The 23,652-nt window shown below is 59.8% G+C and carries 22 protein-coding genes; 5 read left to right on the top strand and 17 right to left on the bottom strand.

The features are described from left to right. Positions 1-9: 9 nt before the first annotated feature. The 4 genes from IMCC20628_RS12125 to IMCC20628_RS12110 all read right to left on the bottom strand — a co-directional run bounded on the left by IMCC20628_RS12125 (position 10) and on the right by IMCC20628_RS12110 (position 5,713). Positions 10-954: a peptidylprolyl isomerase gene (locus IMCC20628_RS12125; protein WP_047030434.1), complete on the bottom strand. Its 945-nt coding sequence runs from the start codon at positions 952-954 to the stop codon at positions 10-12. A 135-nt stretch (positions 955-1,089) separates the two neighbouring features. Beyond that, positions 1,090-3,420, bottom strand: a complete 2,331-nt coding sequence (locus tag IMCC20628_RS12120) for an LPS-assembly protein LptD (protein WP_047032511.1) — start codon at positions 3,418-3,420, stop codon at positions 1,090-1,092. An 8-nt stretch (positions 3,421-3,428) separates the two neighbouring features. Beyond that, entirely contained in the window at positions 3,429-4,511 is a 1,083-nt protein-coding gene (gene lptG, locus IMCC20628_RS12115; protein WP_047032510.1) for an LPS export ABC transporter permease LptG, read from the bottom strand. A gap of 2 nt (positions 4,512-4,513) precedes the next feature. Next, complete coding sequence (locus tag IMCC20628_RS12110) at positions 4,514-5,713, bottom strand: LptF/LptG family permease (RefSeq protein WP_052766403.1); 1,200 nt, start codon at positions 5,711-5,713, stop codon at positions 4,514-4,516. Positions 5,714-5,982: 269 nt separating this feature from the next. Here IMCC20628_RS12110 and IMCC20628_RS12105 point away from each other — a divergent pair, with 269 nt between their 5' ends. Then, positions 5,983-7,470 (top strand): leucyl aminopeptidase, encoded by a 1,488-nt coding sequence (locus IMCC20628_RS12105; RefSeq protein ID WP_047032508.1) that lies wholly within the window; start codon positions 5,983-5,985, stop codon positions 7,468-7,470. A gap of 11 nt (positions 7,471-7,481) precedes the next feature. Further along, positions 7,482-7,931, top strand: coding sequence for a DNA polymerase III subunit chi (locus IMCC20628_RS12100; RefSeq protein WP_047030433.1), 450 nt, complete (start codon positions 7,482-7,484; stop codon positions 7,929-7,931). A 19-nt stretch (positions 7,932-7,950) separates the two neighbouring features. Here the strand turns inward: IMCC20628_RS12100 and IMCC20628_RS12095 are convergent, their stop codons facing one another. The 8 genes from IMCC20628_RS12095 to IMCC20628_RS12060 all read right to left on the bottom strand — a co-directional run bounded on the left by IMCC20628_RS12095 (position 7,951) and on the right by IMCC20628_RS12060 (position 17,118). Continuing rightward, complete coding sequence (locus IMCC20628_RS12095; RefSeq protein ID WP_047030432.1) at positions 7,951-8,499, bottom strand: DUF922 domain-containing protein; 549 nt, start codon at positions 8,497-8,499, stop codon at positions 7,951-7,953. A gap of 156 nt (positions 8,500-8,655) precedes the next feature. After that, positions 8,656-9,417: an isocitrate lyase/phosphoenolpyruvate mutase family protein gene (locus IMCC20628_RS12090; protein ID WP_047030431.1), complete on the bottom strand. Its 762-nt coding sequence runs from the start codon at positions 9,415-9,417 to the stop codon at positions 8,656-8,658. Then, on the bottom strand, positions 9,401-10,486 hold the full coding sequence (locus IMCC20628_RS12085) for a trifunctional transcriptional activator/DNA repair protein Ada/methylated-DNA--[protein]-cysteine S-methyltransferase (RefSeq protein WP_047030430.1): 1,086 nt from the start codon (positions 10,484-10,486) through the stop codon (positions 9,401-9,403). Before IMCC20628_RS12085 ends, IMCC20628_RS12090 begins: the two co-directional genes overlap by 17 nt. Positions 10,487-10,631: 145 nt before the next feature. After that, the gene (locus IMCC20628_RS12080) at positions 10,632-11,846 is read right to left on the bottom strand and encodes an ABC transporter permease (protein ID WP_047030429.1); all 1,215 of its coding nucleotides are present in this window, start codon (positions 11,844-11,846) and stop codon (positions 10,632-10,634) included. Further along, complete coding sequence (locus IMCC20628_RS12075; protein ID WP_052766617.1) at positions 11,836-12,543, bottom strand: ABC transporter ATP-binding protein; 708 nt, start codon at positions 12,541-12,543, stop codon at positions 11,836-11,838. The genes IMCC20628_RS12080 and IMCC20628_RS12075 overlap by 11 nt, the downstream gene beginning before the upstream one ends. A gap of 38 nt (positions 12,544-12,581) precedes the next feature. After that, positions 12,582-13,835: an efflux RND transporter periplasmic adaptor subunit gene (locus tag IMCC20628_RS12070; protein WP_052766402.1), complete on the bottom strand. Its 1,254-nt coding sequence runs from the start codon at positions 13,833-13,835 to the stop codon at positions 12,582-12,584. 195 nt (positions 13,836-14,030) lie between these two features. Then, positions 14,031-15,911 (bottom strand): ABC-F family ATP-binding cassette domain-containing protein, encoded by a 1,881-nt coding sequence (locus IMCC20628_RS12065; RefSeq protein WP_047030427.1) that lies wholly within the window; start codon positions 15,909-15,911, stop codon positions 14,031-14,033. Positions 15,912-16,104: 193 nt separating this feature from the next. After that, positions 16,105-17,118 (bottom strand): zinc-binding alcohol dehydrogenase family protein, encoded by a 1,014-nt coding sequence (locus IMCC20628_RS12060; protein ID WP_047032506.1) that lies wholly within the window; start codon positions 17,116-17,118, stop codon positions 16,105-16,107. 171 nt (positions 17,119-17,289) lie between these two features. Between IMCC20628_RS12060 and IMCC20628_RS12055 the strand changes: the two genes are divergently transcribed. Beyond that, the gene (locus IMCC20628_RS12055) at positions 17,290-17,982 is read left to right on the top strand and encodes a glutathione S-transferase family protein (protein WP_047030426.1); all 693 of its coding nucleotides are present in this window, start codon (positions 17,290-17,292) and stop codon (positions 17,980-17,982) included. A 5-nt stretch (positions 17,983-17,987) separates the two neighbouring features. On the opposite strand, the gene IMCC20628_RS12050 is transcribed toward IMCC20628_RS12055, so the two are convergent. Then, complete coding sequence (locus tag IMCC20628_RS12050; protein ID WP_047030425.1) at positions 17,988-18,563, bottom strand: hypothetical protein; 576 nt, start codon at positions 18,561-18,563, stop codon at positions 17,988-17,990. Between the two features lie 232 nt (positions 18,564-18,795). On the opposite strand from IMCC20628_RS12050, the gene ndk reads away from it, so the two are divergent. Beyond that, positions 18,796-19,218, top strand: a complete 423-nt coding sequence (ndk, locus tag IMCC20628_RS12045; RefSeq protein WP_047030424.1) for a nucleoside-diphosphate kinase — start codon at positions 18,796-18,798, stop codon at positions 19,216-19,218. 100 nt (positions 19,219-19,318) lie between these two features. Here the strand turns inward: ndk and IMCC20628_RS12040 are convergent, their stop codons facing one another. After that, a complete protein-coding gene (locus IMCC20628_RS12040) occupies positions 19,319-20,671 on the bottom strand; it encodes a ferric reductase-like transmembrane domain-containing protein (protein WP_047030423.1) in 1,353 nt (450 codons plus the stop codon). Here IMCC20628_RS12040 and IMCC20628_RS25135 point away from each other — a divergent pair. Continuing rightward, entirely contained in the window at positions 20,658-21,044 is a 387-nt protein-coding gene (locus IMCC20628_RS25135) for a hypothetical protein (protein ID WP_156174495.1), read from the top strand. The two genes, IMCC20628_RS12040 and IMCC20628_RS25135, sit on opposite strands and share 14 nt — an antisense overlap. Positions 21,045-21,130: 86 nt before the next feature. Here IMCC20628_RS25135 and IMCC20628_RS12035 read toward each other — a convergent pair whose 3' ends face one another. From IMCC20628_RS12035 to IMCC20628_RS12025, 3 genes are read right to left on the bottom strand one after another with little or no spacing between them, the layout of a single operon-like run. Then, entirely contained in the window at positions 21,131-22,393 is a 1,263-nt protein-coding gene (locus IMCC20628_RS12035) for a BNR-4 repeat-containing protein (RefSeq protein WP_047030422.1), read from the bottom strand. 51 nt (positions 22,394-22,444) lie between these two features. Continuing rightward, positions 22,445-23,158 carry a uracil-DNA glycosylase gene (ung, locus tag IMCC20628_RS12030; protein ID WP_047030421.1) on the bottom strand — a complete coding sequence of 238 codons (714 nt, stop codon included), beginning with the start codon at positions 23,156-23,158 and terminating at the stop codon, positions 22,445-22,447. Next, complete coding sequence (locus IMCC20628_RS12025) at positions 23,158-23,652, bottom strand: molybdenum cofactor biosynthesis protein MoaE (protein ID WP_047030420.1); 495 nt, start codon at positions 23,650-23,652, stop codon at positions 23,158-23,160. The genes ung and IMCC20628_RS12025 overlap by 1 nt, the downstream gene beginning before the upstream one ends.

Below are 23,652 nucleotides of genomic sequence, written 5' to 3'. Positions count from 1 at the left end.
TTGAAATCCCTACTTGTTGGCGATGACTGCGCGGCCGCGGAGTTCTTCGAGGTATTTCTTCGCGTCCGCTGTCTCACCCGCATCATCATTCTCAGAGCGGAAAACCAGTTCTGCGGCCTTGTCATCGGACACGGTCTTGGCCGAGCAGATGGTGATGAATTCAATGCCGCGCTCAGTCACGCGCGTCGATGTTGACCCGCCGGACTTGGTTTTTTCGATCAGCGGACGCCATTCCGGCGGCAGTTCCGGCTGCATGATCCGGCCAAGCTTGCGCAAGGAGACGTCGCGCAGCCCGGTCATCATCGAACCAGCGCTGTCGCAATCCTTGAGCCGACCACGTAATTGATCTGCTTCGCGTTTGCGGGCGTTGAGCGTCGCATTGTTACGCTTGCTGGCGGGGACCACGAAAATCACCTGTTGAAGGATATATTCGGTGGTCGAGGGCTGGTCAGAGCCCCGTTCGAGCATTTTCGAAACCAGTTCCTGGGTCGACAAGCCGCCGCTGCTGGAGCCAACACCAACCGCCTGCAGGACGCGCGGCCAGCTCATCTGGATCTGGATAAAGTTCTTGAAGTGCTTTGGGGTCACGCCAGCCTGGTTGAGGATCTGGGTCAGCTGTTTTGGCGACAGTTTGTTGGACGATGCAAACCGCGCGAACGAAGCATCGACCTGCCCGTCGCTGACGAGTGCACGGACCCTGATCGCTTCCTGAAGCTTCAGGGCTTCGTCGACGAGCTGCTCACGCGCCTTTTTGCCGAGATTGCCGCTTGTCCGCTGCAATTTCAGAAATGCCACCCTGCGAGCAAGGTCAACGCTGGTGATGGCCTGGTTGTTGACCACGATCTTGATTTGACTGGCGGCAAAAACGGCCGGTGTCGACACAGGTGCGAATGAAAACGCGACAACTGCGGCGAGCAACAATCCGGTAAAGCGGAGATTTGCGGGAATATGCATATGTTCTGGTCCTCTATTTCAGTCGAAACAGACACTGGTAGTTTCGCAAATCCAGAGTCGCTCGTAAATGCCTGTGCGATGCGGCGGAAACGAGGCAACGGTCCAGAAGGATCCGCCGGTCCTCGTCTGATAGCATCAGAAACTAGGTTCCAGCAGCGGTCTGTCTACACCACCTGTGTCAATTCCACCAAGCGTCCGAAAGCTCAGTCTGGCGCCAACACTCCAGTCATTGGCGCTTGTGCTGCTACGAATGTTCTCATAGGCGAGGGAGAACGCAAAGCACTCGTCTTCGTAAAGCAGCCCGAATTTGGTGCTGTCGAATTCATCGTTCACCAGATCGTAGTTGGCTGACGCTGCGACCCGCCAGAAGTCATGAATTTTGAGCGAGGCAGAACCGGTGACTTCGCGGCGATCGTCTTCTGAATACGTGTTTGGCCGGGGCGCCTTGATTTCACTATAGGTGAGCGAACTCGACAGCCGCCCCTTGCTGAAACCAGCGCGCACATCGGTGCGTTCCGGGCGAAAATCATCCTTGTCAAAACGGGCCGACGTGGTGAGCGAAATGCCTTTGTAGGTAAATCCGACCATGCCGACATAATCCGACACGTCTTCCTCAAGCCCGGAGTTTTGGGTCGCTTGCGACAGGTCCGGCGTAGCAAAGGAATTCAGCCCGGCCAGATGATAGGACTGGCCGAACGCAGCCTGGGTGGTGAAGCCATTGTTGTAGCTGCCGGTATACCGAACCCCGACATTGGCGCGGATACCGCCTTCGGTTCTGTCAAAACCGGTAAATTTGTCGCGTTCAAACAGCGAGGTCGTATCGAAAACGAAACTCTGCGCATCCTCATTGGGAATGCCGCCTGCCAGTTGCTCATCGGGCCGGACATACACTTGCGCGATCGGCTCGATAACATGGCTGGACTTGGCCGTGGTGATCAGCACCGGATAGCTGGATTCCAGACCTGCTGTCACCATGCCGCGGGCATGCGTTCCGTTGCCGGCGAACACCCCGTCATAATCTGCAGGAGCGGTGTCGATATCAACCGAGTTCAAATCGCCGCGCGCAGCCAGAATCGGCGTCAGCCGCAGCCCGTTGCCGACGGTCACGGTCTTCTTCCATTCAAGTTCCGCGCTCAATCGCGAATTCTCTCCGGCAAAGCCACGGTAGCGATCGGGGCCGAGTGTCTTTACCGAGATGTCATCAGTCTGGCGTGACACCGAATAGCCGTTGACATTGAGCGCCAGCTCGCCGCCCAGGAGGGGGTCGGAAAAGGTTCGCTTGTAATCGAGTGACGGATGAACAACTGCCTGCTTGTGCTCGGCCGAATTGAACTCGTCCGCGTTCTGGATATCGAACCGATAGGCCCGAAGATCGAAGAGGCTGCGGTTTGTCAGACCGGTCAGATAGACTTCCGACTTCACCGTCGTGCTGTTGTAGCCATCTATCCCGTAAGTCTTTGAAAAATTGTTGTCGCTCTGGAGCATGCCATCCCAGCCGAAGACCCAGCGCGGATTGATCCGGAACTCGCCCTTTGACGAGATCATGCCGCGTTCGGTCTCAAGCGCATCGGACGTATTTGCTGTAAATTCGTCAGGATTGAGCTGGGAAATGCCCGCCATGCGCAATGTCACTTCGCCATTGGCAAAGTTCTGCCGGAATTCGGCTTCGCCGAGGAAACCTTGCCTGGTGTAACCCCTGCCGGTGAAGGTCGCGTCCATATAAGGCGAGATCGCGACATAGAACGGCACAGAGACCGAGTAACCCAGAGTGTCACTGCTGCTGTAGCTAGGCGCCAGGAAACCGGTCTTTCGCTTGGCCGAGCTGTCGGGAACCTCGAGATAGGGCAGGTAGGCAATCGGCATGCCGAACAACTCGAAAGTCGCGTGCTGAAGCCGGATGGTCTTGGTCTCGCCGTTCTGGATAATACGCTGGGCCTTGACCTGCCAGAACGGTGCCCTGTCAGGGTCCTCCTCACAAGCTTCGCAGGCGGTGTAAACGCCATTGTTGAATGTGGTTTGGCTGCCGCCACTGCGTTCGGCGCTCTCCGCTGCGATGCGGGTATTGTCGGTTGTTTCGATTCTCAATGCATTGAGAAATCCGTCAGCAAAATCGTCGGTCACATCAAGGTTGTCGGCGTAGATCCGGTTGCCACTCGGTTCGATCATCTCGACCGAGCCGATTGCCTTCATGCGGCCGGAGTTTTGATCATACTCGACCCGGTCGGCCACCAGCTTGTAATTGCCATAATCAATCTGCACACCACCGGTCGCAATCACAACGCCGGTGTCATTGTTGTAGATCAGCTCATCCGATGCCAGCAGCATCTTGGCGTTTTCAGGCACACTGACGTCGCCCGCAATTGCGAGCTGCGCGGCAGCTTGGGGTGTCGCGAATGCAAAAATAGCACAAAAGGCCGCGCCAGCGCACAAGACGCTAGCGAACGCATTAACTCTAGACCGGCGCATATTCGCCACTATCCGTCCTCCTTGTGGAGAAGCACTGTCGTCCCCAACGCCGAAGCCACCAGAACCGGAAGCCAGGCCGCCACTACAGGCGGAATGGTCCCGGCATTTGCAAACGCCTGGATCAACTCGGAAACGACATAAAGCACGAAGCCCGCCAGGATTCCACCCAGGATAACCGTTAAAGACTGGCCAAAGCGCACAAATTTCAGCGACACCATCGCCGCAATCAGCGTCATCGCCGCCAGAAGAGCTGGAAGTGCCACCAAACGATGGAATTGCATCTCATAACTGGTGGCTGGAAGCCCAAATGACTTGGCCGTGGCAATTTTCCCACTCAGCTCAAAAAACGGCACAGTGTCCGGTGAAGTCAGTGATTCCCCAACGAATTCGGCCTTGAGACTGGTCGGCACAGTTGTTGTTTCCAGCAGCTCAACCGGCTCGGATCCGCGAATTCTTCTCACCTTCGTCAACACCCAGACACCATCTCCCAGTTCGGCGTGTTCGGCCTCCAAGCGTTCCTTGATTCGCTGATCTTCGTCAAACAGGAAGAAGGAGGCGTCCGAAAGCTTGGTTCCGCCATCGGATGTGGCCCGGGCTCCCAACACAGTGTCGCCTTCGTCGGTCCGCTGCCGCAGCCACGGTGCGTTGTCGGTAGGGCTCCGCGCACCCAGATTGCGCTCAACGATGATAGTCTCGGCAAATTGAAGGGATTTAGCTGCGAATGTGTTCAAGGCGGTGATCGACAATGCTCCGATCAGCAGGTTGGCCACAATGATCGGTGCGAGGAACTGCCACGCCGAAACGCCTGCCGCCCGTGTCACGACGAGTTCATATTTGCGGTTGAGCTGCAAAAGCGTAGCGATCGAGGCGATCAACACCACGAAAGGGATGACCGCCTGAAGCACTGTCGGCACTCTGAGTGCTGATATGAGCAAGCCGAGAGACACCGTGTAGTCGGCCGCGCCAGACAGGCGCCGGGCAGATTCGTTGAAGTCCACCAGCAAGATCACGAACAGGATCGCCAGGCAGTAAGTGATGAAGGTGGCGACGTAGCGCCGGAAGAAATAGCGCGACAAGGTCGAAGGCAGGATGCTCATGCCGAACCACTCTCGGTCGATGCCTGGCGTTGGCGCTTCCGTCGGTCGAACTTACCCCGTACATACTCGATGAGCCGGTCATTGAGGCGAGCCCATGCCCTGGGGATCGTCAGCGTCCTGCCGGTCAGGGCCAGGAAACCGAAGACAACAATGATCCCGGCGGGGATCGCGTAGGTCAAAACCTCCATGAAAACACTGGAGCCGGCTTCATCGCCGCTGTAAAAGCCAAAGCCGCGGGTGCCCAGCGTGATGCCTGCCACGATGGCGCCGTTCTGAAACTGTTCATGCCGGTTTGAGCGGGCTTTGCCCAGAAACGTGAAGGCGACGAGCCCGAAAGCCAGGGGGTACATCCATGTAGAAAACCGCTGCACCAATTCCTGCTTGATCACAAAGTCGGCCTTCTGGACATAATAGTCATCCTCCGCCGGATCGAGAAGATAGAGCGTGGACTGTTCCTTCGGCCTGCGTGCCGAAGCCCCGCCAGCGGGGACAAAAGCGGCCATGTCCAGCGCATAAGAGGTGAATGTAACAATCGATATCTGGTTGTTGCTCAGGTTGCGTTGCTGCAACTCGCCATCGACCAAATATAGGATGTTGGTTTCACCGACGGTTTTGACCACGCCGCTGCGGGCGTAATAGATGGATTCGTTGCCCTCCGTCCGTGAATCAGCCAGGAAAATTCCACCCAGTTCACCGCCAGGCAGCTTTTCGTTGACTTGCACATAGAGTCCGTTTTCCAGGCGCATGAAGGTGCCGGAACGAACCGCAACCGAAAACAGATCCGATTGTGCCTGGGCAAGCACGTCATAAAGCTTGCGGTTTGACCATGGCTCGACAAAGTTGTTGACCAGAAGCACCAGGATCGAAAGCACCGCAGACAACACCAGCACGGGTTTGAGCACAGTCGCCGGTGGAACGCCGGCTGCCTCGATCACCACCAGTTCGCTGTCGGCATTCATGCCTGACAAGACCTGGCTTACCCCGATCAGCAATGCAAACGGCGCCACGATCGACAGCACCGACGGAATCAGGGTGGCGGCCAGCAAAAGGAACGCGCTGAGCGCCTGACCGGTGGTGGTCAGCACATCGACGCGAACCAGCACCTGCGTGGTCATCACAAGCAGCGTTACCGCCGTCAGCGACCAAAAGGTCAGCGAACTCATTCGGCGCAATATGTAACGTTCGATTTGCTTCATTGCGCCTTTCCGGAGCAAGCGGTGGGCATACGCTGTGATTCGCGCGGCGCTTGTGTTGCGGCTTCGATCATCCCGACCATGCACGAGCCTTATCAAACCCCAAATTGGATAATGTGTGGCAAACAAACACGGTTAACAGTTTCTTGCAGGGGCGCGCAGCAAATGCAATATCATGGCCATGCCTTGATCTGGTCGCGGCCCTTGCCTTATGGCGCGAAACCGCGAAGATCGCCGCCAACGCAAATCACGCAAATTCCATTGGAGCCGTCATGTCGATGAGCATTGAAATCAGTTTTTCCAAAACAGCGAAAATCTCGGGAGGACTGGTCGTCGCCATCGGCTCGTTGGCCTCTCCCGTCTCCGACGCCGCGCGGTCCGCCGATTCAGCCGGCCAACTCGACAAGGCAATCAAGGTCGCAGGCTTCACCGGAAAATCCTTCTCGACCGTCGATGTCATCGCACCGGTCGAAACTGCAGCCGACCGTATCGCCCTGGTCGGTACTGGCGATCCGGCCAAACTCACCGCCCATGACTGGATGCGCATCGGCGGCAAGATCTGCAAGCTGATCGGCAAGGCCGAAAAAGTGGCAGTGCTTCTGGGCGATGCGGGCGCGCCGTCGTCGGAAGCCGCCGCCGACATGGCGTTGGGGCTGCTGATGCGGTCCTACGATTTCGATATCTACAAGACCAAGAAAAAGGACGATGACGACACCGGTTCGCAGAAAGTCAGTGTGGTTTTCCAGCACGGCGATGCGGGCGAATGCAAGAAGCTCTTTGCCATCCGCCAGGCTGTTTCGGATGGCGTAACGCTGGCCCGCAACCTGGTCAATGAACCTGCAAACGTGCTGGGGCCGGTCGAATTTGCCGCCCGCGCCAAGGAGCTTGAAGCGCTCGGCGTCGAGGTTGAAATACTCACCGAGAAGGAAATGAAGAAACTCAAGATGGAGGCCTTGCTCGGGGTCTCGCTCGGCTCCGTCCGGCCGCCGCGCATGGCGATCATGAGCTGGATGGGCGGCAAGGCCAAGGACAAGCCGGTGGCCTTTGTCGGCAAGGGCGTGGTGTTCGACACCGGCGGTATCTCGATCAAGCCCGCTGCAGGCATGGAGGACATGAAGGGCGACATGGGGGGCGCCGCCGCCGTGACCGGCCTGATGCACACGCTGGCGGCCCGCAAGGCCAAGGTCAACGTCATCGGCATCATCGGCCTGGTCGAGAACATGCCCGACGGTGCGGCCCAGCGTCCTGGCGATATCGTTCGCTCGATGTCCGGCCAGACCATCGAGATCATCAACACCGATGCCGAAGGCCGCTTGGTGCTGTGCGACGCGCTGACCTACTGCCAGGAGCGGTTCAAGCCGTCGGTGATGATCAACCTGGCCACGCTCACCGGTGCCGTCATGGTGGCGCTGGGTCAGCATCATGCAGGATTGTTTTCCAATGACGACAAGCTGTCCGAAGCTCTGAGCAAGGCCGGCGAAGCCACGCAGGAGCGGGTCTGGCGCCTTCCGCTTGGACCTGACTACGACAAGATGATCGATTCCAAATTCGCCGACATGAAAAACACCGGTGGCCGCTACGCCGGCTCGATCACCGCGGCCCAGTTCCTCGCGCGCTTTGTCAAGGATACGCCCTGGGCGCATCTCGACATCGCCGGCACAGCCATGGGCTCGCCGGCAACCGACATCAACCAGTCCTGGGCGTCGGGCTTTGGCGTGCGGCTTCTCGATGAATTGGTGCGCGCCAATTACGAAAGCTAGGAACCGGTAGCGTGGCAGAGGTCCTGTTCTATCATCTGACCGAATCCCGGCTTGAGGATGCGTTGCCGCCGCTTCTCGAGAAAAGCCTGGATCGCGGGTGGCGTGTGTCGGTGCATATGGGCAGTGAAGAGCGGCGCGCCGCTCTTGACGCCCATTTGTGGACCTTTCGCGAGGACAGCTTCCTGCCGCATGGCGGGGAGGAGGGCGAACATGCCGCGCGCCAGCCCGTGCTTTTGACCCTTGCTGCTGAAGCTGCGAACGAAGCCACAGTCCGCTTCGTTGCAGATGGCGCCGCCGTTCCCTCGCTCAACGGTGTTGAACGTCTGGTGATGATGTTTGACGGCCATGACCAGGCCCAGCTGGAGACAGCGCGGGCACAATGGAAAAGCCTCAAGGCCGATGGCCATGCCTTGACCTATTGGCAGCAGACGGCTGACCGGCGCTGGGAAAAGAAGGCCTAGACGGCGGTCGGAATGCTGCTCAGAGCAGTGTCTTCAATCGCATTTTCTCGCGGTTGTCAAAGCGCTGGTGAGCGCTGATGTGCTGCCGTTTGAGTTCGGTGATGCGTGTCCTGATCCGGTTTGACAGGTCACCACAGCTTTTGCCTGAGCGGAGGCTGGCTATGGATCTGCGCATCTTCTCGGCATAATTCTTCGCAATGCGGATGTGGGAGTCTTCATGCGCGGTGACAGTCCGGCGAAACCGCATCCAGCGCCGTTTGACCGATTGCGGGACGGGTTTGCCCTCCCGCCATTTCGGCAGCACGATCACCAGTTCCAGGCCGACACTCCGCGTCTTGGTTGTGCAGCCCTTTGTCTCTGGCACAAGATCGTAATCCGGGTGGAAGGTGATTTCGACCAGCCCGAACGCGCGTCCGCCGCGCGGGCCCCTGGCGCGCACGCTGCGACTGAATCCGGCCGGGTTTTCAGCGTAAACGGTGTAGGGACGATTTGTGGTGCCCGGCTTGCCGGTGGTGCACCCGGCCAGCAGCAGGAACAGACAGCACAGTGGGCGCAGCCGGATCATCATCTCCCGTCCGCCGCTGTCTGGTGCAGCCCGAGCCGGGCAACGCCCAGCCACCCAAGGTTTCGATGCAAAACTCATGCGCTTCAAGCCCCCCAGCTTGTAAGGGCAGCGAGTTTAACACCTAATCTGGATCGTCGTGATCAGGAGTTTGTTGTTGGGTTAACCCTGCGCTTTGAACTGTGATGTCAATTCGGCGATCATCGTCCGGTAGGGCGCAGGTCCGGCCGAAATGCGGGCGACGCCAAGCGCGCCGAGATCGGCCCGCGACGGGCTGCTTCCCGGCCGCATGACATTGACCGGCAACGACACTGCCTTGCAGATCCGGGCAATCAGCTCCGGGTCCGAAAGGCCGGGGACGAAGAACCCGCTGGCGCCGGCGGCAGCGTAGCGGCCAGCCCGCTCGATCGCCTGATCGACAAGTCCGGCATGGCTGGACGGCTCTTTTTCCTTCAGGAACAAATCGGTGCGCGCATTGATAAACAGCGGTACCTGGGTCTGGTCCGCCGCTGCCCGGATTGCGGCGATCCGCTCCGCCTGTTCGTCTACTCCGTAGCGTCCATCGCCACCGACGATCTGATCCTCGAGATTGATGCCTATGGCGCCGGACGCAAGCAGGCGGCGGATGTTGTCTGCGAATTGCCGAGGCTCGCGGGCATAGCCGCCCTCGAAATCGATCGATACCGGAAGATCGGTGGCGGCAACAATCCGCCCGGCGATATCAAGCAGCAGTTCCAGCGGGATTTTCTCGCCATCGCCATAGCCCTGGGCGGCTGCGACCGACCAGCTGCCGGTGGCAATCGCGGAGGCGCCAGCATCACTGACGGCTTTGGCGCTGCCCGCATCCCAGATATTGTAAAGAACCAGCGGATCACCCGCTACATGCAAGGCGGCAAAATGCTTGGCTTTAGCGGATTGGGTCATGTCCGGGGTCCTTTGAGTTTCGGGCATATTGCCGTTCGATTTCGATGAGTTTCTGCTTGCGCCACAGCCCGCCGCCATAGCCGGTCAGCGACCCGTCGGCGCCTATCACCCGGTGGCATGGCACCAGCAGCGCGATCTGGTTGGCGCCATTGGCACGCGCCACCGCCCGAACAGCTATGGGTCGCCCGATCTCGTTGGCGATTGTCGAATAGCTTCTGGTTTCTCCAGCCGGAATCTGCACCAGCGCACGCCAGACCGATTTGGTGAAATCACTGCCATGAAACGCCATCGGCACGCTGAACTGCGCGCCGCGGCCTGAAAAATAGGACTCGAGTTCCCGCTCCAGAAGATCCATCGGAGCTTGGCGGCCAAAGCCGATGCGGCCCTTGAAACTTTGGTGCAAACGGCGCAATTCCGCCGGCAACGCCTTGCGGTCGGCGAATTCGAGCAGATGCAAATGAGTGGTGTCGCACAGCGCGATCATCGCCCCCAGGGGCGTGTCGATGTAATCGGCCTTGATCAAGCCGTCAGCGGCAAAACTGCCTGGCGGCAGGCCCATCAGCCGGGCAAATGCAGTGCGGAAGGCGCTCGGCGATCCAAAGCCGGCATCCAGTTGCGCCTCGATCACCTTACTGCCGCCTGCCAGCGCAACATGGCCGTCGCGCAACCGGTCAAGCCGTGCCATTTCCAGAAATGTCATCCCGAAATGCCGGTTGAAGGCACGCCGTACGGTGGAAGGATCAAGTCCCATCCGGGTAATGTCGGGCTCTCTCCAGCGGTGGCCCTTGCGCTCGTTCAGTGCCGCCAGAAGGATCCTGATCGCCGGCTCGGCTTCGGCGGCGGTCGCTAAAGGATGGCAGCGCTTGCAGGGCCTGAATCCTGCCTGAATGCACTCGCCGACACTGGTGTAGAAGCTGCAGTTTTCACGCTTGGGTTTGCGTGCAGGGCAAGTCAGTCGGCAAAACACGCCGGTCGATGACACACCGACATAGGCGCGGCCATCGTAATCGGGATCACGGTTGAGCAGCGCATCGTAAAGGGTGGCGGGGCCTGGCAGATCAAACAACATGGCTCAGACTAGCGCCGCAACTGTCCGGCGTCAGCCTGAATTCGGGCGTCTATTCAAAATGGGTCGGCAACAACGGATGGCTCGCACTGGCAGGCGGAATCAGTTTGCCAACGCTTGCCGCTAACGATTCGGGATCGTTGATGTTTTACTGATGCCGCAGCGCCTCGATCGGATCCATCCGCGCAGCCCGGCGGGCGGGGAAATAGCCGAACACGATTCCCACCAGGGCAGAGAAGACGAAGGCCGCCAGCACTAGGCTAGCCGACGGAGAAAACGGCACCGACAGCAACCGTGCGCCGAGCAAGCCCAACGAGAGCCCCAGCACAATGCCGATCAATCCGCCGATAAGTGACAAAACGGTGGCTTCAACGAGAAACTGCAACAGCACCTGTCGCTCGGTCGCCCCAACCGCCAGCCGGATGCCGATTTCGCGGGTGCGCTCGGTCACCGAGACCAGCATGATGTTCATGATACCGATACCGCCGACGAGCAGGCTCACCGCCGCGACGGCCGAGAGCAGGCCGGTCAGGACGCTGGTGATGCCGGTCAGCATCGAGCTGATCTGTTTCATGTCGAAGACATTGAAATCGTCTTCCTCGAAGGGACCGATCCGCCGGCGTTCGCGCATCAGGCTCTCGATATCGGCTTTTCCCTTGTCTGTGGAAACGCCGTCCCTGATCGAGGCGTAGATCATCGAGACATCCTGGTTGCCGGAAATACGCCGCATGAATGCCCGGATCGGGATCAGCACGATGTCGTCCTGATCTGTGCCGAAGCTGGAAGCCCCCTTGACCGAAAGCGTACCGATGACCCGGCAGGAAATCTGCTTGAGCCGAATATTGGCGCCGAGCGGATCGCCATTGCCGAACAGTTTCTCGCTCACGGTATTGCCCAGAATACAGGCCGAGGATCCGGTCCGCAGTTCGCTTTCGTAAAATGATCGGCCACTGGCCAGCGCCCAGTCGCGGGCGGTGAGAAAGCGGTTGTCGGTGCCGGTCACGGTGGTCGTGTAATTCACATTGCCAAAGATCGTCGTCATCGACCGGGAATTGCTCGGGGTCGCAACCGCAACGCTCGGTATCTGCTGCTCAATGGCTTCGACATCCTTCAGCGTCAGGCTTGCCGCAGTGCCGCCAGCGCCGGAGCCGGGACCTTGCGAAGGCTGGCCGGGGCGGATCATCAGCAGGTTGGTGCCGAGCGTCGACACGTCCGCCTGCACCTGCTCGGTGGAGCCCTGTCCGACAGTGACCATGGCAATGACTGCGGCGACACCGATGACGATTCCCAAAACAGTCAGGAATGACCGGAATGCGTTTCTCAATATCGCCTGCAACGCCAGGCGGACCGCTTCATAGAGCATTGACCGGCTCCCTGGTGTTGCTGGAGTCGGTTTCAATGCGTCCATCAAGGAAATGGATCAGCCGGTCGGCATACTCGGCCATGTCCGGTTCATGGGTGACCATCAGGATGGTGATGCCATCCTTCCGGTTGAGGTTGGTCAGCAAGTCCATGATTTCCCGGCTGCGGGCAGTATCCAGGTTTCCGGTGGGTTCATCGGCCAGGATCACATCCGGGTTGGTGACAATGGCACGTGCAATCGCCACGCGCTGTTGTTGTCCGCCCGAGAGCTGGGACGGGTCATGGTCCTCGCGGCCCTTCAGCCCGACCTTGGCAAGCGCCTCGCGCGCCAGTTGGCGCCGTTTGGTCGCGGCCATGCCCTGATAGATCAGCGGCAGTTCGACATTGTCGAGCGCTGAAGTGCGGGCCAGAAGATTGTAGCCCTGGAAGACAAAGCCCAGAAAATTCCGGCGCAGCAGCGCCAGTTGATCGCGACCGAGATGATCAACCTCTGCGCCGCCGAAGAGATAGGTTCCGCCTGTCGGTTTGTCGAGAAATCCCAGAATGTTCATGGCGGTCGATTTGCCCGAGCCGCTGGGTCCCATGATCGCGACGAATTCGCCGCCACGGATGTCCATGTCGATGCCGCGCAGAGCCCGGACTTCCGCGTCCCCGGTTCCGTAGATCTTGGTGATGCCGCGAAGCCTGATCAGCGGCATGTCGGCAGACGTTTCGGTGGCGGCAGTGGGCGTGTCCGTCATTCGGTGGTCTGATCGGTAATCACCAGATCGCCCTCGCTCAGGTCGCCTTCGCGAACTTCGGTCTTCGATCCGTCGGTCTCGCCGGTCAGGATATCGACGGCTGTGGCCTGTCCATCCTTCAGGATCCATATCTCGCGACGTCCTTCGGTATCGGCTTTCGGTGTCGCAGCCGGAGGTCGCGGTGCATTCTTAAACAGCATCCCCAACAGCCCGGTTCCGCCGCTGTCGACCTCCACTGCTGGCGGCGCGAACCGTAGCGCGGCGTTGGGAATTGCCAGCGTATCCTTGATTTCGGCAACCGTGATGTCGGCGGTGGCAGTCATGCCGGGACGCAGCAACATGTCGGAATTGTCGATCGACAGGATTGCCTCGTAGGTGACCACTCCATCGACAGTTTTTGGCGCGAACCGCAATTCGGAAATGGCAGCCGGGAAGGTGCGGCCCTGATAGGCCTCCACCGAGAACAGGGCCGCGTCACCGACCTTGACCTTGCCGATATCAGCCTCGTCGATGTCCACCTGCAACTGCATGCTCGTCAGATCGGCAGCCAGCGTGAACAGCACCGGCGCCTGCAGCGACGAGGCCACGATCTGTCCGACCTCGACATTGCGGTCCAGCACGACGCCATCAATGGACGAGCAGATGCAGGCCTTTTCAAGATTGGCCTGATTGATCTTCAGATTGGCCTCGGACACGCGAATATCGGCTTCCGCGCTTTTCAGCGCGGCTTTGGCGCGGTCATAGGCAGCTTTCGCCTTGAGCAATCCCTCCAGCGTGGTGACATGCTTTTGCTCAAGCAGCACCGCGCGGTCATAATTGTCCTTGGTTTCATTCAGCGTTGCGGTTGCTTCTGCGAGACGGGCCTGGGTCGCAGTCAGTGAAGCCTGGCTGAGTTCAACATTGGCCTCAAGCTTGTCGGTATCGAGTCGCGCCAGAATCTGGCCTTTCTTGACCTCATCATTGAAGTCGGCTTCCACCGACCGGACCGTGCCCGAAAGCTCGCTCGATATCTCGACTTCGTTGGTTGGCTCGACCGTTCCGGTCGCCGTCACCTGGACGATGATATCGGCCCGTTCGACCGCCTGTGTCGCATAGACCGGCAGGCTTTGCTTTGAGGCTGCGCTCCACCAGTACCAGAGCCCGGCCACAGCAAAGATCAGCACCAGTCCCCATATCAGCCAGCGTCGGCGAGGCGATCCGCTGTCAGCTGTTTTGACGATCGATTCGATATCTGATTTGGAAGGTGGCATGTGCAGGTCCCGTGGTTTGGGACCTTGCTAGCATGGTCGCAGCGCGCCACGCTTGATATGAGTCAAGCGCGGCTCCGGGCGGGATCAATTTGCTGCCGCCATCCCGGGCCGTGATGGCGGCTTGTGAACGCCACTTTGTGCGGGCAGGGGATCTGCTGGCTCCTGCGACATGCAACAGCCGTTTGGCGGCAAATTTTATTCTGCCGCCTCGGCGTCATCGACCTCGCCGGTCAATGCCAGCCAATCTTCTTCGGCCTTGGCCAGTTCCGCGGCCCGTTCGCCGCGCTGCTTGGTTTTTTGCGCGATCTTGTAAGGCGCGTCGGCAAACTGATCCGGATCCGCCAGTTCGGCATCCAGCGATTGAATCTGTTTGCCAAGTCTTTCGACCAAGGCTTCAAAATCCTTGATCTTTTTCTTCATCGGCGCAAGGTCGGCGCGCTCCTGGGCGGCCTGCTTGCGCTTCTCGGCTTTGGAAACGCCGTCGTTGTCGCCGCTCTTTTTGCCCTTGCCCGAGGTGCCCACAACTTCCTGGCGGTAATCCTCAAGGTCACCGTCAAACACGCTGACGGTTCCATCCTTGACGATCCACAGCCGGTCGACCGTGGCCTCGATCAGATGGCGATCATGGGAGATCAGGATCACGGCGCCGGGGAAGGCATTGAGCGCCCGGATCAGTGCCGCGCGGCTGTCGATATCCAGGTGGTTGGTCGGCTCATCGAGGATCATCAGGTTCGGCGCATGAAACGACGACAGACCCATCAGCAGGCGCGCCTTCTCGCCGCCGGAGAGGTCCTTGGCCGGGGTGTTCATCTTGTCCTGCTTGAGGCCCATCTGCGCCACCCGGGCGCGGACGCGGGCTTCCTGGGCATCGGGCATCAAGGCACGCACATGGGCAACCGCCGATTCCTCGGGAATCAGGTCGTCCATCTGGTGCTGGGCGAAAAACCCGGTCTTCAGCGCTGGTGCTGTGCGGATCAGGCCGGCCTCGGCCTGCAGCCGTCCGGCGATGAATTTGGCGAAGGTCGACTTGCCGTTACCGTTCGAGCCCAGAAGCGCGATGCGGTCATCGGCATCGATGCGCAGGTCGAGCCGGGTCAGGATCGGCGAGCCGGGCGTATAGCCGACAGAGCCGCCTTCAATAGCGATGATCGGCGAGGCGACACCGCGATCGGGGCGCGGAAACGAAAATCCGCTGACATCGTTCTCGATCACAGCATCGACGGTGCCCATCTTTTCCAGCGCCTTGATGCGCGACTGGGCCTGACGTGCCTTGGATGCCTTGGCGCGGAAGCGTTCGACGAATTCTTCCATGTGCTTGCGCGCAGCCAGGCTCTTTTCGCGCGCCTTCATCTGGTGCTCGTCACGCTCGGCTTTCTGCCGCTCGAACTGGTCGAAGCCGCCGCGATAGAATGTCAGCTTCTTCTGGTCGAGATGGACGATGGCGTTGGCCGCGGTGTTCAAGAGGTCGCGGTCATGGCTGATGATCAGCACGGTGTGCGGGTAGCGGCGGATATAATCCTCCAGCCACAGCGTGCCTTCAAGGTCGAGATAGTTGGTCGGCTCGTCAAGCAGCAAGAGGTCGGGTTCGGAAAACAGCACCGAGGCCAGCGCCACGCGCATGCGCCAGCCGCCGGAGAAACTCGAGGCCGGGCGTTGCTGGGCATCATGGTCAAAACCAAGGCCGGCCAGAATCGAGGCGGCGCGGGCTTCGGCCGAATGGGCGTCGATATCGACGAGCCGCATCTGGATTTCAGCAATGCGGAGCGGGTCCTTGGCGGTTTCCGCTTCCTTCATCAGCTTGGTACGCTCGATATCGGCGCGCAGCACGATCTCGATCAGCGATGTCTCTTCCGAGGGAGCTTCCTGCGCCACCTGGCCGATGCGTGTCTGCTTCGGAATCGAGGTATGGCCGGTTTCGGTCGCCATCTCGCCGGTGATGATCTTGAACAGGGTCGACTTGCCTGCGCCATTGGGCCCGACAAGCCCGGCCTTGATGCCCGTGGGCAGCGCCAGCGAGGCATTGTCAATCAAAAGGCGCCCGGCAATGCGTGCGGAAAGGTCTGTAATCGTAAGCATGGCGGCTTATTGGCTGCAACTGCGCCGATTTGCAAGGGCAGAACGGCGGTGCAACAAAACTTGTTGAGAATAGATGCGGCGATGTCACGGTTGCAATACCGGCATTTGAGCATGGCATGAGCGCTTGTTAGCCAAGGAACAGTGCCCTTGGATCTGCAGCCGAAAAACGGATCAGGCTTGTGTGCGCATGGTTTTAATCGAGCGTGATCATTGCCTTGATCAGTCCGTCCTTGTGGTTCGCCCAGCGTGGCAGGTCGGCAATGACACCGTCGAAATCGGTTCTGTGAGTGATGATCCGTTCAAGCGGCACATGCCCGGCCTTGAGCGCAGCAATGACAGTGCGGAAATCCTCCGATGTGGCATTGCGGCTGCCGATCAGGCTCATTTCGCGCTTGTGGAATTCCGGATCGGAAAACGCCACGGTCTCGTTGACGACGCTGACGAGAATATAGCGCCCGCCATGCGCCACCCGCACAAAGCCTGACTGGATCGAGGCCAGATTGCCGGTGGCGTCAAACACCGCATCAAAACCGTCACCCTCCGTCAGCCGGCTGATCTCGGCGTCAGCCGACGCGCCGGCGACAATCGGCTGGCAATCACCGGCAATTGCGCAGGCCTCTTCCAGCCGGGCTGGATCAAGATCGAGGATCGACACCGCGGCGCCGGCCAGCCGGGCGAAGATCGCCGCCCCCAGTCCGATCGGTCCCGCGCCGGTCACCAGCACCCGGTCGTCCGGGCCGATGCCGCCACGCCGCACTGCATGGGCGCCGATGGCCAGGAATTCGACCGTCGCGCAAGCATCGAGAGACAGGCCATCGGAGTGCACCAGATTGCGTTCGGGAATGCAGATTTCCTCGCACATGCCGCCGTCGCGGTGCACGCCAAGCACGGCAATCGCCGTGCAGCAATTGGGTTTGCCGCGCGTGCAGGCCCGGCAGCTGCCGCAGGCAATATAGGGATTGACGATGACATGGTCGCCCACGGCAAAAGCGCTGTCAGGACCAGTCTCAGTAACTTCCGCTGCCAGTTCATGCCCCATCACCCGGGGGTAATTGAGAAACGGATGCTTGCCATCGAAAATATGGTAATCCGTGCCGCAGATGCCGATGCGCCGGATCTTGAGCCGCACGTCGCCGTCGGTGCGCACCGGCCGGGATACCTGCCGGATCTCGAGACTGCCGGGCTGGGTGCAGGCGACGCTGTTCATCAATGACATCTGTTTCCTGCTTTCAGGCTTGTTGGCGGGGCAAAGTGTACCGATGCGCGGACTTTGCTGAAATTGACAATCGGAAGCAAGCCCCGCGATCATCCGCGAGGGTGGTGACAAACCCGGTCTGATCGACCATGAGTGAATCCAACAACAAATTGCGGAGCTTCCATGACCATCCTCCTTCACGAGCTTGTCGGCGCTGATCCGGCCCGTCCCTTCAGCCCGCATTGCTGGAAGGCAGTCATGGCGCTGGCGCACAAGGGGCTGCCCTTCGAGCGCAACAACGTCTGTTTCACCAAGGTGCCCGAGATTGAAGGCGGCGTGTCCAAAACCGTGCCGGTGATCCGCGATGGCAGCCAGGTCGTCTCCGACAGCTTCATGATCGCCGCCTATCTCGAGGAAACCTATCCCGATCGGCCGTCGCTGTTTGGCGGGCAGGGCGGTCAAGCGATGGCCCGTTTCATCGAATCCTGGACCAACACGGTGCTGCACGGCGTCATGCGGGACATCGCCATGAAGGGTATCCACGACGCGCTGGCACCCGTGGACCAGGCCTATTTTCGTTCAAGCCGCGAAGCGCGTGTGGGCAAGACCCTGGAGCAGATGGTCGAGGGGCGTGAGGCAGCGCTCGCAGCGCTGCCCGGAACCCTCATGCCAGTGCGCGTGACGCTCAAATCCCAGCCGTGGATCGGCGGATCCTCACCGCTCTTTGCCGATTACATGGTCTTTGGCGCCTTGCAATGGGTTCGGCTGACCTCGAACGCCAAGCTGCTCGAAGCGGATGATCCCGTCCAGGACTGGTTCGAGCGCTGTCTTGATCTGTATGACGGATTGGGCCGCTCCGTTCCACAAGCCGCCTGAAACCATCAGGCTGCTGGAACCAGCGAGGCGATGGCTGCCATGAACATCAGGATGCCGAAGGCCCAGTCGAGATGCCTCCGGTGCCAGCCGGAGATGAGATAGGCACAGCCCGACCAGCCGGCCATCGCCCAGAGGCTGAGACCGAACGCCGTCAACAAGGTCAAACCGACAAAAGCGGCGGCAAGCGTTACAGTGCCACTCAGCGCCGACCCGGCAAGAAACACTGCGACCGCCCAACTTTCCGGGCTTTGAAGAAGGTGCAGCGGAAGCGAGGACTGGTCGGCTTGCGGCGCAGGCTCTCTTGGTTGCGCCGGGTCTGCGAGGTAACGGCTGAGCCCCGCCAGCGCCAGCAACAGTGATGCCAGCACCATGCCCACGCTGCTCATCCATGGTGGCGACAAGTGCAGCGCAGCCAGAGCCAGCGCAAACAGCAACAGCCAGCCGCACAGGCTGGCGATCATGCCGTCGATGACAGGCTTGAACGTGTGTCCGGCACCAGCTGCCAGCATCGCGCGGTTTTGCGGGGCAAACCCCAAAACCGCGACGGCTACGACACCCGAGGCTATCACCGCGTCAGACATGCCAGCAGCCTACAACGGAATGCGGGGCAGGCCAAGAATTCTGCGGCGTCTCGGTCAGCTAACTGCGGCGGCAAACCATGACCGTGGATGCTGCGACCTGCGCATCGCCTCTTGCGGATAGCAGGTCATGCGGCTATTTAGGCCGCAACCCGGGACCGAAACCCTTTCGGCCCGGCTTTTTGCACCCCATTTGGCCCGCATTCATGCGGGATACCGCTAAAGGAATGAGACCATGGCGATTGAACGCACATTTTCGATGATCAAGCCCGATGCCACAAAGCGCAACCTGACCGGCGCGATCACCAAGGTATTTGAAGACAACGGCCTGCGCGTCGTTGCATCCAAGCGCGTCTGGATGAGCACACGCGAAGCCGAAGGCTTCTATGCTGTGCACAAGGAACGCCCGTTCTTCGGCGAACTGGTTGAAGGCATGACCTCCGGCCCGACCGTTGTTCAGGTTCTCGAAGGTGAGAACGCCATCCTCAAGAACCGCGAAATCATGGGCGCCACCAACCCTGCAGATGCTGCCGAAGGCACAATCCGCAAGACCCATGCGCTGTCCATCGGCGAAAATTCGGTCCACGGCTCCGATGCGCCTGAAACCGCAGCCGAAGAAATCTCCTACTGGTTCGCCGGCACAGAAATCGTCGGCTAAATCTGACTGACAGCGCGGCTGGTTCTCCAGCGCGTCCGATCCAAATGCAAAAGGCGGCCTCCGGGCCGCCTTTTTTGTGCTCGCGTCGTAGCCGAACCGATCACCGCATGCTGAACAGCTCCTGGTGGAACTTGGTGTTGACGTCCAGGCCATGGGCGGCGAAGTCGGCTCTCAGCGCGTCGCCGAAACCAACCGGGCCGCAGAACCAGATACTGGCGTCGCGCCAGTCTGGCACCTCTTCGCGGATACGGTCACCCGTCAGCCTGCCGTGCTTTGCATCAATCAGGACATGCAGACGGACATCGGCATCGGTGGCATCAGTGGCCAGCCGCGCCAGCGCGCCCTCATCGAGTTCGGCCGTGCTGTGAAACAGGTCGATGGTCTGCGCGGCACCTTCAGGCTTTTGGTTTCTGGTCTGCGCGAGATATTTCATGCGCGAGACGAAGGGTGTGATGCCGATGCCGCCGCCAATCCAGATCTGTCGCGCCGCTCCGTCATCGAAGGTGAAACAGCCATAGGGCCCTTCGATCTTGATCTGTTGGCCGATGTTCAGCTCGCTCGCAAGCCTGCTGGTGTGGTCGCCAAGCGCCTTGATGATGAAGGTGACTTTCGGGTTGGCCGGATCCCATGCAGAGGCGATTGTATAGGGGTGAGCGCCTTCCTGATTGTCGGAGGTGGCGAAAGCAAATTGGCCGGGTTGATGACCGGGCCAGCCGGGCTGCAGTTTGATCCGGCTTTCCAGCGCCCGAACACCGGGATAATGCTGAAGCTCGACAATCTCACCCGTCACCTGTCGTCCGTGGGCCACGCGCCGGAACAATACAACCACAGCCGCCAAGCTGCCGGCGATCAGCAGCAGCGCGAGAATGAGTCCCAGGGGCGAAGTCCAGTAGGCAAATTCCGCTAGCACCACGGTATGAAACACCAGCACCAGATAGGCCACAGCGATGACCCGGTGGGTCTTGAAGAACAGTCTGTAGGGAATGAGCTTGATCAGCGCGACGGCAATCAGCAGCACGATCGCATAAAAGGCCCACTCGCCGAGACCTTCGGCCGGGTCGCGCAAGCCGGAGAGGAATTGCTCTACCGGGTTGACCACAACCGGTCGTTCACCACGCTCCGGGCGCGCAAGCAGTCCAAGACCGATGGCCCATTTCGGTGTCTCGGACCACAGCCAATGGACGACGGCGAAAATCAGCGCGGATATGCCCAGCCATTTGTGCAGCCGGTACATCTTGTCGAGCCCGCCCAGCCACTGTTCCGGCCAGCGTGGCCTCAGCGCCAGAACCATGGCGATGCTCATGGCGCTGATCGCCAGCACGCCGCTGTACTGCATCATGAAATCACGCAGTGCGAATACGGTGCGGGCCTCAAACACCGCCGGATCGGCGGCAAACCAGAGAAGGCTGATGACGGCTAATACGCCCCAGAAGACAAGTTTGATGTTCTTCATTGCCAATGTCCTTTTGCCGATCTCGCATATCCGTCGCCGAGATCATGCGCTCGGTCCGTCACCCGGAATCATTTGGTCATACGGCCATCTGCAGAGGCGTGAGTTGTCTCAGATCAATCCTGCTCGGCTTTTCGGGCAGTTGGACGAAGTGGACGGGGTTGCGGACAGGGCGCATGAACTGCGCAATTTCGTGCCGAAAACCGCAGGCAGGACAAACGCCTGCTGGGTGCCTGGGATCGGAATTGATTACTCAATCGCGGATACCCCTTCAAATCAATCTGAATTGAAGAATGGTATTATGCCTAGGCAAAAGTCTGTTTTGATTGAATGCAGAACGGCTCCTTCGGCAGCCGTTTTGGTTTTTGCCTTTTGATGCAACGGTCCGGGTTGAGCGCAATAGGGCAGGCGGCGTCTTCCGCGAGCTGAACTGGCGCCAGCGGGCAGGACGTTACGGGCACCTCAACAGTCGCCACGGTGATCCATGTTGACGGCAAACAGAGCGGTCCGGAAGTCGCGAACTGCCTTGTAGTATTCGACTTCCTCGGCAATCAGAAAGCCATCGATCACAGCTTGCGGAAGCAATGGCTTGTCGCTGCAGGTGATTGCGCCCGTGCTGGCATATCCGCCACTATCGTTTTGCATGAACCGGTCAATCCGGATGCGCCCATCGCGACCCGCGACTGAAGCGAGAATAGCGTCATCACGAGGGTCGATCACCGCGGAGAGCGGATAGTAGGGGTGAACTGTTTCAGTCACCAGCGTGTAATCGGTCTTCCCCGATTCATCCACGGTTGCGACATAGATCTCGCTGTTGCGCAATGGTCCGCTGCGGCTCTTGGGAATTTGCAGCAGCAGGCGAGACCTGCCGTCTTTCTTTGGCGAAAGCATGCCGAGAACGCGTTTTTCCGCACCAAAGCCCAGTGCTCGCATCGGGGCCGGGTCGAGCCTTGTCGCTGCGATTGGCTGGTTTTCCCTGTCAAACCGGGAGATGAAGACGTCGTACCAGGCGTTGGGGATGTTACCGCCTTCTTTTCGCGGAAGTCGCCCCCAGGCTATGGCGTAGCCGCCGCTCGCGGGATCAAATCGCGGCATAGCCGGATACACGTAGCCTGGGCCATCGGTCATCAACAGGTCCTCGCGCGCGCCGATTTCGATGCTGCCTGACCTGTACCTGATCACATTGGAGGACAGGATGCCGAAATCAAACTTGTTCTTGTCCGGATGCCCGCGGTAGAGCAATCTCAGGTAGCCGTCGGAAAATTCAACCAGGCGCGGATATGTTGTATTTCGCTGATCAAGCTTGGCCACCTGGTCAAAACCGTCCTCAATCCTGCCCGACTTGCTCAAATAGACAAACATCTGCGAACGATGGTGCGAGGTGGCGGCCAGTATCCGGCCTTTCAGCGGACCGGACTGAATGACATGGAGCGCCGGTGCGCTGTGATCGTCCTGTTTCTTGTATTGGCGCAATTTCGTCCCGGCGAGTGGCTCGAAGTTCTGGTCGAACTCGGTGACGGTCAGCAGTCCTTTGCTGTCAGTCCAGCCCACGACGTATCCGCTTTCGGTCTTGACCGCAGCAGGGAGATTGTAAACCAGCAACGTGCCGTCATCCGTGAGCCAGTGAACCGGCCCTCCATCTCCCGTCACGGGCGCTGCTGCGGCCACGCTGGTAAATACCAGCGAAAGGCAAAAAGCGGCTCTGCACAGAATTTTGGCCATCATATCGAACTTCCCAACGTCGTTCCGCTTTGCCTTCGCCCCATCATGACATGCTTAGTCATTTACAATGGCTGAGGATTGTTGTGATGCCGGCAGGCGCCAGTCAATCGGCTCCATGCCGTTTTCCTCGAGGAAGGCGTTGGCCTGGGAGAAATGCCGGCAGCCGAAAAAGCCGTTATGGGCGGATAACGGAGAGGGGTGAGCCGCCTTGAGCACCAGATGGCGTTTGGTGTCGACGAAACCTGCCTTCTTTTGCGCGTAAGCGCCCCAGAGCAGAAACACCACCGGATGCGGCAACTCATTGACCTGGGCGATCACTGCGTCCGTGAAACGCTCCCAGCCGCGGCCCCTATGCGACGCGGCCAGTCCGCGCTCGACCGTCAGCACGCTGTTGAGCAGCAGCACGCCCTGCCTGGCCCAGCTTTCGAGATAGCCGTGGCTCGCCGGGGGAATGCCGAGATCGGTCTCAAGTTCCTTGTAGACGTTTTTCAGCGATGGCGGGATGCGCACGCCGGGCTGGACTGAGAAACACAAGCCATGCGCCTGTCCGTCGCCATGATAGGGGTCCTGACCCAGAATGACGACCTTGACCTTGTCGAGCGGCGTCAGGTCGAGAGCGGCGAAATACTCCGAGCCTTTGGGAAAGGTCTGCTTGCCAGCGTGGATTTCGGCGGCCAGGAATGCCTTGAGGTCGGCCAGATAGGGATTTGAAAACTCGTCTGCCAGCGCCGCCTTCCAGCTCTCTTCTAGCTTGACGGTTCCGTTCATCACGACTGCCGCCAGCGCGCCTTGGCTGCATCGTCGGCATCCTTGGCCGAGACCCATTCGCCAGTGCCGCCATCGGCAAGATGTTCCTTCTTCCAGAACGGCGCGTCTGTCTTGAGGTAATCCATCAAGAATGCCGCGCCATCGAAGGCTGCCTGGCGGTGCGAAGCGCTTGCGACGACAAGGACGATGTTCCCCCCCGGCGCAATGGCGCCATGACGGTGAATCGCGGTGATGCCGGAGAGAGAAAAACGCGTCACTGCCTGTTCCGCAATGGCACGAATCGCCCGTTCGGCCATGCCGGGATAATGCTCAAGCTCGAGCGTGGCCAGTCGCCCGCCTTCGTCGCGGCAAAGGCCGGAAAAACTCACCACCGCGCCGATATCGCCGCGGCCCGTGGTCAGCGTTGCAACCTCGTCAGCAATGGAAAAGTCATCGGCCTGAATGCGCACGGTGACTGTCGTCGTCTGGATGTCCGAGGGCGCGCGCGCAGACAT

This window comes from Hoeflea sp. IMCC20628, from assembly GCF_001011155.1.
Classification (GTDB): domain Bacteria; phylum Pseudomonadota; class Alphaproteobacteria; order Rhizobiales; family Rhizobiaceae; genus Hoeflea.
Note: the sequence above shows the minus strand (reverse complement) of the source record. Positions and strands in the feature narration are given on the sequence as shown.

Excerpts from the sequence above, each read along its gene's own strand:
- IMCC20628_RS12070 (WP_052766402.1), bottom strand. The coding sequence starts at position 13,835 with ATGCCACCTTCCAAATCAGATATCGAATCGATCGTCAAAACAGCTGAC.
- IMCC20628_RS12095 (WP_047030432.1), bottom strand. The coding sequence starts at position 8,499 with ATGATGATCCGGCTGCGCCCACTGTGCTGTCTGTTCCTGCTGCTGGCC.
- ndk (WP_047030424.1), top strand. The coding sequence starts at position 18,796 with ATGGCGATTGAACGCACATTTTCGATGATCAAGCCCGATGCCACAAAG.
- IMCC20628_RS12090 (WP_047030431.1), bottom strand. The coding sequence starts at position 9,417 with ATGACCCAATCCGCTAAAGCCAAGCATTTTGCCGCCTTGCATGTAGCG.
- IMCC20628_RS12085 (WP_047030430.1), bottom strand. The coding sequence starts at position 10,486 with ATGTTGTTTGATCTGCCAGGCCCCGCCACCCTTTACGATGCGCTGCTC.
- IMCC20628_RS12105 (WP_047032508.1), top strand. The coding sequence starts at position 5,983 with ATGTCGATGAGCATTGAAATCAGTTTTTCCAAAACAGCGAAAATCTCG.
- IMCC20628_RS12050 (WP_047030425.1), bottom strand. The coding sequence starts at position 18,563 with ATGTCTGACGCGGTGATAGCCTCGGGTGTCGTAGCCGTCGCGGTTTTG.
- IMCC20628_RS12075 (WP_052766617.1), bottom strand. The coding sequence starts at position 12,543 with ATGCCGCTGATCAGGCTTCGCGGCATCACCAAGATCTACGGAACCGGG.
- IMCC20628_RS12025 (WP_047030420.1), bottom strand. The coding sequence starts at position 23,652 with ATGTCTGCGCGCGCGCCCTCGGACATCCAGACGACGACAGTCACCGTG.
- IMCC20628_RS12035 (WP_047030422.1), bottom strand. The coding sequence starts at position 22,393 with ATGATGGCCAAAATTCTGTGCAGAGCCGCTTTTTGCCTTTCGCTGGTA.
- IMCC20628_RS12120 (WP_047032511.1), bottom strand. The coding sequence starts at position 3,420 with ATGCGCCGGTCTAGAGTTAATGCGTTCGCTAGCGTCTTGTGCGCTGGC.
- IMCC20628_RS12060 (WP_047032506.1), bottom strand. The coding sequence starts at position 17,118 with ATGAACAGCGTCGCCTGCACCCAGCCCGGCAGTCTCGAGATCCGGCAG.
- IMCC20628_RS12055 (WP_047030426.1), top strand. The coding sequence starts at position 17,290 with ATGACCATCCTCCTTCACGAGCTTGTCGGCGCTGATCCGGCCCGTCCC.
- IMCC20628_RS12125 (WP_047030434.1), bottom strand. The coding sequence starts at position 954 with ATGCATATTCCCGCAAATCTCCGCTTTACCGGATTGTTGCTCGCCGCA.
- IMCC20628_RS12110 (WP_052766403.1), bottom strand. The coding sequence starts at position 5,713 with ATGAAGCAAATCGAACGTTACATATTGCGCCGAATGAGTTCGCTGACC.
- IMCC20628_RS12080 (WP_047030429.1), bottom strand. The coding sequence starts at position 11,846 with ATGCTCTATGAAGCGGTCCGCCTGGCGTTGCAGGCGATATTGAGAAAC.
- ung (WP_047030421.1), bottom strand. The coding sequence starts at position 23,158 with ATGAACGGAACCGTCAAGCTAGAAGAGAGCTGGAAGGCGGCGCTGGCA.
- IMCC20628_RS12065 (WP_047030427.1), bottom strand. The coding sequence starts at position 15,911 with ATGCTTACGATTACAGACCTTTCCGCACGCATTGCCGGGCGCCTTTTG.
- IMCC20628_RS12040 (WP_047030423.1), bottom strand. The coding sequence starts at position 20,671 with ATGAAGAACATCAAACTTGTCTTCTGGGGCGTATTAGCCGTCATCAGC.